Origin of the sequence: Streptomyces sp. NPDC005492, from assembly GCF_040605995.1 — a bacterium.
GTDB lineage: Bacteria > Actinomycetota > Actinomycetes > Streptomycetales > Streptomycetaceae > Streptomyces.
This window is the reverse complement of sequence record NZ_JBEXDX010000042.1, coordinates 24484-38415: the sequence shown is the minus strand read 5'-3', so window position 1 is coordinate 38415 and position 13932 is coordinate 24484. Positions and strand designations below refer to the sequence as shown.

The 13932-nt window shown below is 70.4% G+C and carries 13 protein-coding genes and 1 pseudogene; 3 read left to right on the top strand and 11 right to left on the bottom strand.

Features of this window, described 5'->3' with window-relative positions; genetic code table 11:
• The first annotated feature begins 343 nt into the window (after nucleotides 1–343).
• The 3 genes from ABZT04_RS36625 to ABZT04_RS36615 all read left to right on the top strand — a co-directional run bounded on the left by ABZT04_RS36625 (nucleotide 344) and on the right by ABZT04_RS36615 (nucleotide 2711).
• On the top strand, nucleotides 344–1090 hold the full coding sequence (locus ABZT04_RS36625) for a phosphotransferase (RefSeq protein ID WP_356062320.1): 747 nt from the start codon (nucleotides 344–346) through the stop codon (nucleotides 1088–1090).
• A 137-nt stretch (nucleotides 1091–1227) separates the two neighbouring features.
• Nucleotides 1228–1629, top strand: coding sequence for a hypothetical protein (locus ABZT04_RS36620; RefSeq protein WP_356062317.1), 402 nt, complete (start codon nucleotides 1228–1230; stop codon nucleotides 1627–1629).
• Between the two features lie 200 nt (nucleotides 1630–1829).
• Complete coding sequence (locus tag ABZT04_RS36615; RefSeq protein ID WP_356062314.1) at nucleotides 1830–2711, top strand: serine hydrolase; 882 nt, start codon at nucleotides 1830–1832, stop codon at nucleotides 2709–2711.
• 429 nt (nucleotides 2712–3140) lie between these two features.
• Here ABZT04_RS36615 and ABZT04_RS36610 read toward each other — a convergent pair whose 3' ends face one another.
• The 11 genes and pseudogenes from ABZT04_RS36610 to ABZT04_RS36560 form a co-directional block, all read right to left on the bottom strand.
• Nucleotides 3141–4103 (bottom strand): MFS transporter, encoded by a 963-nt coding sequence (locus ABZT04_RS36610; RefSeq protein ID WP_356062311.1) that lies wholly within the window; start codon nucleotides 4101–4103, stop codon nucleotides 3141–3143.
• A 70-nt stretch (nucleotides 4104–4173) separates the two neighbouring features.
• Nucleotides 4174–4449 (bottom strand): annotated as a pseudogene (locus ABZT04_RS36605) (MFS transporter); the annotation flags it as partial.
• A 98-nt stretch (nucleotides 4450–4547) separates the two neighbouring features.
• Complete coding sequence (locus ABZT04_RS36600; RefSeq protein ID WP_356062308.1) at nucleotides 4548–5411, bottom strand: ABC transporter permease; 864 nt, start codon at nucleotides 5409–5411, stop codon at nucleotides 4548–4550.
• Between the two features lie 62 nt (nucleotides 5412–5473).
• Nucleotides 5474–6568, bottom strand: a complete 1095-nt coding sequence (locus tag ABZT04_RS36595; protein ID WP_356062305.1) for an ABC transporter substrate-binding protein — start codon at nucleotides 6566–6568, stop codon at nucleotides 5474–5476.
• Between the two features lie 12 nt (nucleotides 6569–6580).
• A complete protein-coding gene (locus ABZT04_RS36590; protein ID WP_356062302.1) occupies nucleotides 6581–8173 on the bottom strand; it encodes a carboxylesterase family protein in 1593 nt (530 codons plus the stop codon).
• A gap of 58 nt (nucleotides 8174–8231) precedes the next feature.
• Complete coding sequence (locus ABZT04_RS36585; RefSeq protein ID WP_355924662.1) at nucleotides 8232–8936, bottom strand: GntR family transcriptional regulator; 705 nt, start codon at nucleotides 8934–8936, stop codon at nucleotides 8232–8234.
• A 70-nt stretch (nucleotides 8937–9006) separates the two neighbouring features.
• A complete protein-coding gene (locus ABZT04_RS36580) occupies nucleotides 9007–9861 on the bottom strand; it encodes an amidohydrolase family protein (protein WP_356062299.1) in 855 nt (284 codons plus the stop codon).
• Between the two features lie 39 nt (nucleotides 9862–9900).
• A complete protein-coding gene (locus ABZT04_RS36575) occupies nucleotides 9901–10881 on the bottom strand; it encodes an ABC transporter substrate-binding protein (protein WP_356062296.1) in 981 nt (326 codons plus the stop codon).
• 62 nt (nucleotides 10882–10943) lie between these two features.
• Nucleotides 10944–11822 (bottom strand): hypothetical protein, encoded by an 879-nt coding sequence (locus ABZT04_RS36570; RefSeq protein WP_356062293.1) that lies wholly within the window; start codon nucleotides 11820–11822, stop codon nucleotides 10944–10946.
• 20 nt (nucleotides 11823–11842) lie between these two features.
• Nucleotides 11843–12994, bottom strand: coding sequence for a DUF3500 domain-containing protein (locus tag ABZT04_RS36565; RefSeq protein WP_356062290.1), 1152 nt, complete (start codon nucleotides 12992–12994; stop codon nucleotides 11843–11845).
• A gap of 23 nt (nucleotides 12995–13017) precedes the next feature.
• Nucleotides 13018–13929 carry a hypothetical protein gene (locus ABZT04_RS36560; protein WP_356062287.1) on the bottom strand — a complete coding sequence of 304 codons (912 nt, stop codon included), beginning with the start codon at nucleotides 13927–13929 and terminating at the stop codon, nucleotides 13018–13020.
• Between the last annotated feature and the right edge of the window lie 3 nt (nucleotides 13930–13932).

Here is a 13932-nt window from a genome sequence, read left to right as displayed (position 1 = left end):
CTCTTGCAAACCCTCCCCCGCATCGGGTACCAGAACTCCGCAGAGTGATCCCGGGGCGCTGGCCCCGTATCTGGAGAGCCGCACCTCCCTGCACGCCGCCGCGGCCGCGGCGGGCGTCGCGTACCGGACGCTGGAGCGCCCCCTACCGCGCCGGAAGCCTGGCAGGGCTAGACCGGGGACGGCCCAAGAACCTCGATGGTCTCGTGCTGTTCATTGAAGGCCTGACTGCGCAAGCCCCCGGTGCCCTTCACTGCCATCCACCTCCGCAGGGTGCGCTGACCCGCGCCATCGCACGCGGTAATCCCGGCGACGTCGGCGGTCGTCGCCGGGATACTGGTCGCCCATGGATGAGGTCGAGGTCGTCGTCGCCCATTCCGAGCGCGCGACTCTGCGCGTCGGCGATGTGTTCCTGAAGGTGGACGCCGATCAGGCGCGCATCGACGTCGAGGTGGAGGCGATGGCCCTCGCGCCGGTCCCCACCCCGCGGGTCCTGTGGCGCAAGCCGCCCGTGCTCGCACTCGCCGCGGTTCCGGGCACGACCCTCGGACGCCTCGGCGGGCCCTCGACCGGGTCGCCGGCGGCGTGGGCCGCGGCGGGCGCCGCCGTCCGCAAGCTGCACGACGCGCCCCTGCCGCCCCGGGTCGGCCAGGCCGGGCGGAGCATCGGCGCGCTGGCGGCGGCGCTCGACGACGAGTGCGAGCTGCTCGTGACGAACGGCGTCCTGCCCGCCGACCTGGTCACCCGCAACCGTCAGGTCGCCCAGGCCGCGCTCCGGCCCTGGACCCCGGCCTTCACGCACGGCGACCTGCAGATCGCGCACGTCTTCGTCGACGGCGACGAGGTCACCGGCATCATCGACTGGTCCGAGGCGGGTCAGGGCGATGCCCTGCACGACCTCGCCACCTTCACCCTCGGACACGAGGAACACCTCGACGACTTCCTCGCCGGTTACGGAACCGACGTCGACCTCGACGTGATCCGCGCGTGGTGGTCGTTGCGAAGCCTCCTGATAGTCCGCTGGCTGACCGAGCACGGCTTCGACCCCTTCGCGCCGGGCTGTGAGGTCGACGTACTGAGATCCCGGATGTGAGGCTGCGTCAGCCACCTGATCGGCGTTCAATTCCCGCGGCCTGTCAACCTTTCGACTGTCTTCGAAATGCTGGCAGGTGCTCCTGGGCGGCTCCTACGTTGATCCGAGGAATCGACAGAACATCGGGGGGAACCACCATGAAGCGTCACGTTCGACGAGCCGCCGTGCTGGCCGGCGCACTCGCCCTGTCCGGGGTCGCGGTGGGCGCTACCGCCTCCTCGGCCTCGGCCGCGGGCTGGGCCTGCGACCACGACGGGCAAACGGTGTGGTGCGCGTCCGTGACCGGTATCTCGTCCGGGTCCTACCTGGCCTCCCACAACGGGCCGTCGTACTCCTCGGGCACGACCGGGCACCGCTACTACAACGGCAACACCCTGATGCTGGCCTGCTGGACCACGGGCGACGGCGACGCGGACGGCCACGGTGACCACTACTGGTTCCAGCTCGACTCCGACAGCGACAGCGGTTACATCAACGACTGGTACGTGACGACCGGGTCGCCGTCCCAATGGCAGCCGCACGTACCGCACTGCCTCTGAGCACAGCAGGCAACGTGTACGACCTCACCTCCACGTACTCCGTGAGGCTGTACGCCTGGCCTCGTCCTCTGTCCGAGGGCTGTGGCTATCCTCACAAATCATGCAGTTCGGGGCTTTTCGTGGCACCGGTCACTTCGCGGGACCGGTGCCTCGTCTACGTTCGCAGATCCGTGCCCCTGCCCCCGAACTGCCGAGGCCCCATGCCGTACCGCCAAAATCCCCGACCGACCACGCGGAGCGCGCGCACGCACGGCAGGCTTGCCGGTCTCTGCGCGACGCTTCTCACCGGCTCCGTGGCCACTCTCCTCGCGGTCGGGCCCGTCGGTCCGGCCGCGGCGGCCGTCACCGGGAGGCCGGATCCCGCTGCCTCCGGCACCACGAAGAAGACCGTGATCAGCGAGGCACGCGTGACCGCCGCCGTGCTGGACCTGGATCACCCGGGTCGGCAGCCGCAGGTGCGCGGGAAGGACCTGCCCTACGACACGGCCAGCATCATCAAGGTCGACATCCTCGCCGCGCTGCTCCTCCAGGCGCAGGACGCCGGACGCGCCCTCACCCAGCAGGAGCGCACCCGGACCGAGGCGATGATCGAGGACAGCGACAACGACGCGGCGACCGCCCTCTGGCGCGAGATAGGCCAGGCGCCCGGCCTGGAGGCGGCGAACAAGCGGCTCGGCCTGTCCTCCACCGTGGGCGGGGCCAGCGGCCTGTGGGGACTCACGCGCACCACGGCGACGGACCAGATCCGCCTGCTGCGCGCGGTGTTCGCCGACGGCGGGACCTCCTCCGCACTGACCACGGCGTCCCGGACATACATCCGTACGTTGATGACCCGGATCGCCACCGACCAGTCATGGGGTGTCTCGGCGGCCGCCGACTCCGGATGGGCGCTCAAGAACGGCTGGCTGCAGCGCAGCACCACCGGCCTGTGGGACATCAACAGCGTCGGAGAGGTCACCTCGGGAACACACCACTACCTCGTCGCGGTCCTCTCCGACGGCAACGCGTCGATGACGGGCGGCATCGCGACGGTCGAACGCGCGGCGCGCGCGGCGGTCGCCTCGGTGCGGGCGGCGGGCTGACGGTACGGGCGGCCGTCTGGCGCAGTGCCGTAGGTCTGGCGCAGTGCCGTAGGTCTTGGGCCGGGCTCCGTGTCGCCCGGCTGGAGAGGTTGGTTGCTTTTCGCGGAACGGCCCGTGATCACCAGCTTCGATGGCGACGCGTCGATGACGGGTGGCATCGCGGCGGTCGAACGTGCGGTGGTCGCTTCGGCGCGGGCGGGCGGCTGATGGCACGAGCGGCCGGGAGACAAATCGCCGTACGTCATGGGCAGGGCTTCGTGTCGCCCGGCCGGAGAGGTTGGTTGCTTTTCGCGGAACGGTCCGTGGTCACCAGCTTCGATGGCGACGCGTCGGTGATGGGCGGCATCGCGGCGGTCGAACGTGCGGTGGTCGCCTCGGCGCGGGCGGGCGGCTGATGGCACGAGTGGCCGGGAGACGAATCGCCGTACGTCATGGGCCGGGATCCGCGTCGCCCGGCCTGGCCGGTCGGTTGACTGTCGTGAAAGGGCCCGGCGTCACCAGTGCCAGGACGACGAGGCCGACGCCGGCGGCGGCCAGTCCGCCCGTGAGGAACGCGCTGCGCGCGCCCCATGTCGCGCCGATCGCTCCTACGGTCGGGGCGCCGACGACCGTGCCGCCCAGCCAGCCGATCGACCAGATCGACAGCACCCGGCCCCGCATCTGCGGTGCGGCTCCCAGCTGCATCAGCGTCTTCGCGGAGGAGTTGAACGTGATGGAGGCCGAGCCGACGAACACGAGGGCGATCATCGCGAGCGCGAGTGTCGGTGCGAGGGCCGTGGCGCAGATCAGCGCTCCCCAGATGATCGCGGACACGGACAGGGAGCGCGTGCTGAGTCTGCTGCGGCGCACCGCCACGAAGCCTCCCAGGACCGCGCCCGCGCTCATCACGGCCATCGCGGCGCCGTAGCCGGTGGGGCCGGCGTGCAGGGCCGACGTCGTCAGCAGCGGAAGGCTGACTGGGAACTCCCAGGTGAGGATGCCCGTCACGTACACCATGACCATGGGGTACAGCAGTTCGGGGGTGTGCCAGACGTAGGCGATGGCGGCGCGGATCTGACCCCTTGCGCGTGCCTCGCGTTCCGCCGAATGCATCTCCCCTCTCCGCAGCATCAGCAGGCTCGCGATCACGGCGAGGAACGAGACGGTGTCCAGGGCGAAACAGGGTGTCACCCCCAGCGCGGCGATGAGGATTCCGGCGAGGCCAGGGCCGAGGAGCTTGGCGGTGTTGATGAAGGTGGAGTTGATGGCGATCGCGTTGGCCAGGTGCTCGCGGTCGACGAGTTCGCTGATCAGGCTCTGCCGGGCGGGGTTGTCGAAGGTGTTCGTGAAGCCGATCACCAGCATGAGCACGATGAGCAGCGGCAGGGTCATCAAGTGGGCCCAGCTCAGCACGGTGAGGGATCGCGGCCTGGACGGCGAAGCAGATCTGGGTGGCCATGAGGACCGCCCGGGTGTCATGGCGGTCCACCACCAGTCCGCCCCAGACACCGAGCAGCAGGACGGGCAGGTACCGGGCGCCGGTCACGATGCCGAGCACGGTCCCGCTGTGCGTCAGTTGCAGGGTCAGCCAGCCTACGGCGATGTTCTGCATCCAGTTGCCGACCACGGACGTGGTCTGCCCCAGCGTGAACAGCCGGTAGTTCCTTGTCCGGAGTGAGACGAAGCCGCTCGGACGCGGAGGCTTTCCGGGGGTCGCGGACGCTGGGGAAGGGGCGGCGTTCGGCCGCGACTTGGTCATGGGGCTCCGACTCGAACCTTGAGGAGAAACCGGCCGGGGACCGGGAGTCCAAAGGACCCCCGGGTCCGGCACGGCCGCGGAAGCTCGCCGCCTCCTCCTCAGTTGCGCTTGCGCCTCGAACGCCGGTCGCCCAGGCCCAGACGCTTCAGGGCCAGCGTGTCGAGGCCGGTGAGGATTCCGTTGAGGATGAGGGTCATCGCCACCAGGATGATCAGGCCCGCGAACTCGGTCGGGGCGTCGAGGTTGGTGGCCGCGGTGAACAGTTCGTGGCCGATGCCGTCGGTGGAGGCGATGAACTCACCGCCGATGACACCGAGGATCGCCAGCGGGCCACCCGTCTTGAGCGCCGCGAAGAACGGTGCGGCCAGCGTGGGGAGCGTCACGTAGCTGAGTACGTGATGCCGGCGTCCGCCCATCACCTGCACGATCTCCACGAGTTCGCGTTCCCGCAGCCGTAGGCCCAGGTAGACGTTGTAGAAGACCACGAACGCCACGCCCGCGGCCGCGATGGTGATCTTCGACATCGGGCCGATGCCGAAGAACAGCAGGAAGAGCGGCGCCAGCGCGATCTTGGGAATGCCGTTGACGGCCGCGATGAGCGGCTCGAACACGCGGCCTGCGAGGGGTACCGAGCCCAGTACCAGGCCCATCACGGTGCCGATCGCCACACCGATCCCGAAACCGGCCACGATCTCGAAGGCCGTCGTCTTGATGTCCGTCCAGCCGGTCGACGAACCGAGCAACTCCCACAGCGCGTGCGAGACGTCGGTCGGTTTGCTGACGGCGTACTCCGGCAGGACGGGGCCGCTCATCACCTGCCACAGAACGAGCGTCAGGGCGATCACCACGAGACGCAGGACCACCACCAGCACGGTCTCCCGCCACGCGCTGTCACCGACGTTTCGCGTCCGGGGCGGCTTCACCCCGGTCTTGCTCTCTGCACTGCTGGTAGCAGTCGCCATTGTCTGCTCCTCTCGGTTCGCCGGGTCGGTTCACCCGCCGGTGCGGCGGGCCGTCGGTCGTGTCACGGCAGGTACTTGTTGGTCCAGTCGTCCGCGGTCACCTTGGCTCCGTCGGGAAGCGTCCCGAGGCTGGTGAGGAACGCCATGGTCTTCTTCCAGCCGTCGGCGTCCATCGCGCCGCTGGTGGGCCAGTCGACCTGCTGGAGGCTGGCCTGCACGACTCCGTCCGGCACGCCCTTGAGCGACTTCTGTGCCGCCTTCAGCACCGTCTGGTCGTTGCTGTCCTTGAGGTGGGTGTTCATGTAGGCCGTCGCCTGCTGGACGGCCGTGGCGAACTTCTTGACGACATCGGCGTGTGCGCTGGCGTAGCTCTTCTGCGTGACCACGAGCTGTCCGTAGCCGGCCTCTTCGGCGCCCCACTCCGTCACCTTGAGGGGATCGGCGACCACGACACCGTCCCCGGAGTCCTGGATCTGGAGGGGAATGGGCTCCGAGGTGACGAACCAGTCGATCTGACCGCTGTTGATGGCGGCCTTGTCCGCGGCCGGGCTCGGCAGCGACACCCACTTGATCTTCTTGTCGGGGTCGACGCCGTACTTGTCGAGGAAGATGCCGGCCTCGGCCTTGGTGTTGGCCGAACTGGAACCGCCGGTGGAGCCCGCCAGTGCCTTGGCGACCTGTGCGGCGGGGGTCTTCGCGGTCAGCTTGTGGGCACTGGCGAACTTCTTGCTGACCACGAGCCCCAGCGGGTTGCCCAGTCCGTCGGTGGAGACCGCGAGCTGCGGAAGGCCCTTGGCGAGGGCGGACACGAACGCGGTGGGGCTGCTGTCGTAGAACTGCACCGAACCCGACTGCAGCGCCGAGGGTCCGGTGGCCGCGGTCAGCGTCACGAACTTCAGCTTCAGGCCCTGCTTGCGGAAGTAGCCGTTGGCGTCGGCGACTTGGAGCGGGGTGTCGAAGATGCTGCCGCCGCCACCGACGGTGACCTGGACGAGTCCGTCCGAGGTCGTGGTGGTGCCGGAACCGCTGCCACAGGCGGTGAGCAGCGCCGGGGCGAGCACCGCGGCCGAGCCGAGGGCGAGGAGCCTGCGGCTCCTGCCGAACCGCGGCCCTGCTGTTCTGCGGGCCGCGGGGGTGATGAAGGTGTCGTGCGTCATTGCGGTCTCCTGTCACCAAGCTTGCTGAGTAAGGAAGAAGCGTTTCCAGAAGTCGAACCGGGGCGGATCCGCGAGCGGGATCGGGCCGAAGCCCGCGCCGACCTCCATGACGGCCGGGGTGTCGGGCGACCACGCGGGCCAGTGAGGCAGTTCGGGGCCGTTGGGATTGCCGGTGGCGGCGAAGTTGGCCCAGTAGCCGCTCATCGTCCGCGCGATGCGGCGGTCCTCGCCGGTCCACTCGGCGTGCGGACCGTCGGTACCGCCCCACACGAAGTCGATCTCCGAGCCGTGCGAGGCGCCACGAGCGCCCGCTCCCGCCGGGGCGGGATAGGTCCAGGAGTACGTGTAGACCGGCTGTCCCGCGCCGGCGGACCAGTCCTTCGCCCACAGCCAGGTGGAGATCCGTGCGTTGTCCCGTACGGCGGCGCAGTGGGCGTGTGCCGCTTCGTCGTCGGTGCCCGCCGGGTACAGCCGGAGGAATTCGTCGGCCATGGCCCCGAACTTCACCCGTGAGGCATCGACGAAGTCCCTGAGCGTCAGATGAACCGGTGGGGCGCCCGGTCGCCACGACTTCCTGCCGAGGGCGCGGTACTCGACGAAGGCGTTCGCGGGCACCGCCCCGCCTTCGTGGAGGTTGTTCCCGGCCAGGTAGCCGACGTCGTTCTGCAGTCCCGCCGCGTAGGTCTCCGCGTAACCGGCCGGCAGGACCCGGCCGTCGACGACCGGGCGGAACAACGGCGGCTTGGCCGGCCCGCCCGTCTCGACGGCTCCGTCGACCGCGGAGGCGTCCCCTTCGACCAGCCGCTGCCAGGGCAGGGACCGTAGCTGTCGCAGGGTCGGCGCACCGCGCTCCGCCGCGTAACGGGCACCGGCGGCCTCGGCGTCGGACAGGGTGCGGTAGGAGGTGCCCAGATACCGCAGTTCGGGGTCACGGGAATGGCGGGCGTGGCTCTGCGCGACGGCCCGGTGGAAGAGGCCTTTGGCGAGCGGGGACATGCTCAGGAAATTCACCGAGCCGGCGCCCGCCGACTGCCCGGCGATCGTGACCCGGTCGGGATCGCCGCCGAAGTCCGCGATGTTGCGCCGGACCCACTCCAGCACCGCGATCTGGTCGAGCAGACCGTAGTTGCCGGAGGCGTGGTGTCCCGATTCGGCGCTGAGTTCCGGTGTGGCCAGGAAGCCGAAGGCACCGAGCCGGTAGTTGAAGGTGACGACCACGACGCCTTTGCGGGCCAGGGCCTCACCGTCGTAGCGGGGACCGGCGCCCGTTCCGACCCGGAAGCCGCCGCCGTGGATCCAGACGAGCACCGGACGCGGTGGTTCGTCCCGGGAAGCCGCGCCGGTCCAGATGTTGAGGCGTAGACAGTCCTCGCTCATCGGCAGGTCGACGCCGTTCAGTTCGGAGCCCGGCACCTGTGGGCAGACGGGACCGAACCTGATGGCCTGGTGCACCCCGGTCCAGGGCACCGGGGGCCGGGGCGGCCGCCACCTGAGGTCGCCGATCGGAGGGGCCGCGTAGGGGATGCCCCGGAAGACCGTGGTCGACCGGTCCCGTCCCGGTATGCCGGCGACCAGTCCCGCTTCGGTCTTCACCGGATGGCGCATGGTCTTCCTCTCTGGTCGGGGGGTTTCGGCAGGTCGGGGTCGGGGGCGGACGGCACGCTCAGCCGTCCACGGCCGAGGCGGTGCGTTCCTGTTCGGCCTGGAGCAGCAGCGCCCGCCGGGCGGAGGCGACATGGTGGAGCATCGAGGCGACGGCCGCCGGGGGATTGCGCGTGACGATGGCCAGGAGGATGGCCTGGTGCTCCTCCAGCGATCCGGTGCGCGGATGCGGGGCGGACAGGTTGCGGTACTGGCGCATCACCAGGGGGTACAGCAGGGTGTCGTAGGCCCGCGCGAGGGTGTGCTGGTGCGCGGCCTCCTTCACCTGCTGGTGGAAGCGCCGGTTGCCGCGGGAGTAACCCGTCGCGTCACCCCGGGACTTGCAGTCCTCCATCGCCTCCAGCGTGGCGCGCAGTTCGCGGACCTCCTCCTCGGTGGCCCGCTCCGCGGCCTTTCCCGCCAGGGCGGACTCCAGCGTCTCGCGGGCCTCCAGGATGTCCGCGGCCTCCTCCACCGAGAAACTCCGGGTGCGCACCCCGCGGTTGACCTCGCTGGTGACGTAGCCCTCCTGGGTCAGCCGCACCAGGACCGCCCGCATCGTGCTGCGCGAGACGCTGAACATCCGGGTCAGATCGGCCTCGGTGAGCCGGGCGCCCGGTTCGACGCTGCCCGAGAGCAGCAGCGAGCGCAGCCCTTCGTAGGCCTGGCTCTGCCGGGTCAGTAACGTCCGGCCCGCGTCGTCGTCGAAGCCGTTGGAATCCACCATGATCACCCTGTAGGTCTGCTTGCTCGGAGAGGTACGACGGCCGGGGCCGCCCCGGACCGCGGTCGGACGGTCACGCGCGGACGAGTCCCGGGTACAGCCGCCGGGCCGTGCCCGCGAAGATCTCCCGGCGGTCCTGCTCCGGCAGTTCGGACAGGACGTCCTCGGCGAGCGCGCGGAGTTCCGGCAGGGACTGCTCGGCCGCCGGCAGGTTCGACCCCCAGGCGATCCGCCCCGCGCCGAACGCCTCGACGACCGGCCCGAGGAAGTCGTCCGCCCGGCTCCCGGCGTCCCGCAGCTTCTCCAGGTTGCGGTGGGTGAGCTTGAGGTGCAGGCCCGGGTGCACCCCGAGCCGCGCGACCTCGGCACCGGCGCGCGCGGGCGAGTCGGCGATGTCCGGGTAGCCGATGTGGTCGAGGAGCACCTTCACGCCCGGGAACCGCTCCAGCAGTTCGACCAGTTGCCCGGTGGCGGCGCCGAGGCGCATCTGGAGGCAGACCGGCAGGCCCAGTTCGCCGGCCCGCTCCCAGAAGGGGAAGGTCTCCGGGGCGACGAACCACTCGCCCTGGGTGGGCACGGTGCTGCCGCTGGTGAACAGCCGTACCCCGGCCAGGCCTTCGTCACCGGCCGCGGCCTTGAGGGAGTCGGCGGCGTCCGGTCGCAGCGGGTCCACGGTGCCGACGGCGACGAAGCGCTCCGGCCATTGCCGGCTGCTGTCGAGGACGTAGGAGTTGTCGTAGCCGTAGTTGGTGGTGGCCTGGACGAGGACGGCCTGGGCTATCCCGGCCTCGTCCATGCGGCTGACCATGCCCTCGGCGTTGACGGGCCGGGTCGCGGCCCACTCCGACTGCTTGCCCCCGATCGGTGCCTTGGGGTAGCGGGTCTGGTCCTCGGAGATGATGTGGCAGTGTGCGTCGACGATGTCCACGTCGGGTGCTCCCTTGGTCTTCGGTGTGTGCGGGCCGGCTCAGGCGTCCGGGTAGTCGCCGGCGGCGAACAGCGAGGGCAGGTCGGCGGGGAAGCCGGTGTCGAGCAGCCCCTGGTCCTTGGCGAACCGCACCATCGCGTCGAGGCTCGGCTTGTTGGCGCCGATGCCATACGGCACGGGGTCGCCGCCGATCTGTTGCCCCTGGCGGGCCAGCCGTGGTGTCGCGGACCAGTCGGGCCGCGCGGCGAGGTGGCGGCGCTTGCTCTCGGCGAACGCCGCGTACAGGGTGGTCGCCAACTCCGGGTCGCGTTCCACGAGTTCGGAGCGGAGCGCGATCAGCGAGTGCAGCGGGTAGACGCCGGTGCGCAGGTAGTGGTCGACGGCGAGCGGGCCGGCCTCGGGGAAGAGCGGGTAGGGGCCCTCGTCGGCCGCCTCCGGTTCGGTCGTGGCCGTCCAGCCGGCCCGGGGTGCGCCCGCCCGTCCGGTCCCGGCGTTGCCGGTCAGCGCGGCGTCGATCTCCCCGGCGCGCAGCAGCTCGCCCAGCGAACGGCCGTCGGTGACGCGTTCGACGTTGGCGGGGACCCGGCCCTCGATGTGGTCGTCGTCGTCGACCACCCAGGTGATCTTGTCGATGTCGACGCCGTACTCCTCGCGCAGCACGCCGCGCACCCACACGCCGGTGCTGACCGAGTAGGCCCGCACACCGACCCGGCGTCCCTCCAGGTCCCGCGGGACCCGGATACCGGAGCCGGCGGCGCACTGTACGTCGCCGTGGTGGAAGCGCCGGTTGAGGAACACCGGGACCGCCGTGAGGGGGATGCCTTCCTGGCGGGCCATCAGGTAGGAGACCGGGGCGAGTTCGCAGACGTCGAACTCGAGGTCCCGGATCATCCTCCGGTAGGCGCCGATGACCGGTGTGACCTCCACCGGCTCGACGAGGTACCCGTCGACGGCCACGTCACCGTCCAACAAGGGCTGCGCGTGCGGGTAGTCGCCAAGAACCACTGTGAGCTTGTCCATGCTGTGTCCTCTTGGTCCTCTTGCTCGTATGTCGTGGGGGAGGAGCGTCCGTGCCGCCGTCGTCAGCCGCCGAGCCGGGACGGCGGCACGCCGAGCGCCGAGCAGGTCCGCTCGACGAGTTCGTCGTAGTCCACCGCCCGTGGCAGGACGTCCTGTTCGAGGGCGTAGGCGGCGGCCTTGGTGAACGCGCCGCGCAGCGCTTCGAAGCCCACGGGGTGCAGGGGGACCGGGCCGCCGTCCTCCTTGGCGGTGAGCACCGACCGCATGGCGTCGTAGGCGGCGAGGACGGCGGGGGCGTGCTGTGCGGCGGCCGCCTCGGAGATGCCGACGACGTGGTTGACCGGGATGAATCCCTGGTCCCTGGACCACTGTTCGGCGACCTGGTGGGCGTTGTCGACGGCGGTGCGGACACGGTCGTCGGAGGGCAGTTCGTTGCCCATGATCCCGAAGTCGACGCGGCCTTCGAGGAAGTCCGTCGGCAGCTTCGTGCCCGCCGGTGCCCGACGCACCCAGGACGGGTCCTCGGCGCCTTCCACGTGATGGCCCTCGTACGTCGTCCAGTCGGCCTTGCGCAGATCGATGCCGTACTGCTCGGTGAGGAAGCCGCGGACCCACACGCCGGTGGTCTGGCTCCAGGCGCGCACCCCGACGCTGTGCCCCTCCACGTCGGCGACCGACAGGTCGCCGAGGGTCACCAGCGTCTGGTGCTGGTGGCGTCCGAGGGTGGTGAGGGGCAGCAGCAGTACGGACTTGCCGTGGGCGACGGCCTGGAGGACGGTCACGATCGCCAGTTCGCACAGGTCGACGTCGGACGCGTTCACGAATCCGCGTGAGGCCTTGTGCACCGGCTTGATGTCGATCCGCTCCGGCTGCGCGCCCGCTTCGCGGGCCGCCGCCAGCGCGGCTGCCGCGAGATCCTCACGGCCGAGCACCAGCTTCATGTCTCTCTCCTCTTGCATGGTCACGACCTGTGGTGGCGCTCGTGATGTTGGCGCAGCAGGTCGACGCCGAAGTCATTGCCGTTGGGGGTGCGGACGACGGTGTGGATGTGCCGCCGCGAGGGATAGTCGTTGTCGAAGAGCACTCCGGGCATGTGCTCGAACTCGACGAGGATCACGGGGCTGTGGAAGCGGTAGTAGAAGGTCCCGTCTGGGTCGCCGACCCAGGCGAAGCGGGTGTCGCCCTCGTGGGCCCGGACCTCTTCCATACGGACCCGGGCGTGCGGGTCGCCGGCCCGGTTGACGTAGAGCCCGAGCAGGCGTAGCGCCGTCTCCCGCTGGCCGGGCGTCATCTCGCCCAGCGGCAGCCCCTGGTGGTCGAGATCGAGGTTGTCCCGGAAGGCACCGGCGAACAGTTCCGCCGGCAGGGTGTCCGCGATGACGGCCCGCTCCCGCTGTCCACCGTCGAGTTGGGTGAACAGCTCGTGTCCCAGGGCCTCTTCACCCCGGAAGGCCACGGTCCCGGCGTACTTGCCGGATCCGGCGACGACCGGTTCGGCGCCCAGGAAGGAGGGGGTGAGGACCATCTGGTCCCCGACGAACACGCAGTTGATGTTGACGTGGTGCCCGTCGAGCTGCCAGCCCCACGGGCCGCCGTTCTCCGGCTCGCCGTACAGGGAGAACCAGTACAGCCACTCGTTGAGCCCGTCCGTGTTGTCGCTCAGCTCGCCGATGGTGAGATTGAGGTGCATCAGGTCGGTCATCTGGCGGAATCCGTCCGCGCTGAGGCTCTCGCGGACGACGTTCAGCGCCCGCTCGCGCTGAGCGTCGTCGAAGTCCTCCAGCAACAGGCCGTGGCGCAGGAAATAGCGTGCGCCGTTGTTCCAGTGGCGCCAGCTCACGTCGTCCATCGCGAACCGGCCCTCGGCGAGCTGCTTCTGAGTGAGGCCGGCCAGGTAGTCCTCGGCCGCCCGGTACACCCGGCGCACGTCCGCGCCGGTGTCGCGCAGCGGGAACAGTCCCGGCCGGATGCCGTCCGGGGTGGCGATCCCTCGGAAGGGCTCGTTCGCGGCCTTCACCCGCCAGGCGACCTTGTCGAGCAGATCGGGTGTCCATGTCGTCGGCTTGCGCGTGGGCGGGTTGCCCCGCTTGCGCAGCCCTACCGGCTCTCGCACCGCTGCTCCTCTCTGTGTGTTCCTCAGCGGGTGAGGAAGGCCGTCTTCTTCTCGATCGCCTCGACATCGACCGGCTCGGCGACGAGGTGCTGCTCCAGGGCGTACCGTCCGGCGATCTCCAGACAGGCGGTCAGCGCCGGGGTCCATCCGGTGGTGACCGCACGTCCGGCGGGGGAGTCGTCCCGCTCGCCCGCGGTGTCCGCGATGGTCCGCTGCAAGGCGCGGTAGAAGGCGAGGACGGCATCCGCGCGGTCGCGCAGTACGTCGTCGCGCACCACCAGCAGATGGTTCGCCGGGATCGTCCCGTGCCGCTCGGTCCACGCCCGCCCGGCGCCCTCGGCGTCCGCCACGAGCGGGACAAGTCCCGCGCCCTGCCCGCCGATCGCCTTCGGGCCGAGCACCGCCGCGCTCACGTCGTGGGAGCGCAGCAGGTCCGCGACCCGCTCGGCCGTCGACCGTTCCACGTTCGGGGGGTTGACGTACTGGGCGACATGGACGTCCTCAGTGGTCACCCAGGTGACGTCCGAGGACTTCACCCCGTACTCCTCCTGAAGCCACCCGCGCACCCACAGACCGGTGGTCTGGCCGTACGCCCTCACCCCCACCCGCCGGCCGACGAGGTCGGCGGGGTCCAGCTCCGGGCCCTCGGGCAGCCGGGTCAGGGAGCGGTGATGGGTACTGCCCACCAGCACCACTGGCAGCAGCGTCAGCGGGATGCCGGCGTCACGGGCCTGGAGGTAGGTGGCCGTCGGCATCTCGCAGATGTCGTAGGCCAGTTCGCGGACCATCCGGGCGAAGGCCGGGGGGAGTGGGGAGGACTCCGGGTACCGGCACTCCACCCCGTCCACGGCGACGGTCCCGTCCTTCAGAGGCCGGGTGTGCGGGTAGTTGCCGAGCAGCACGTTCAGCGGTGGCGTCGGGTGTGTCCCGTTCATGGC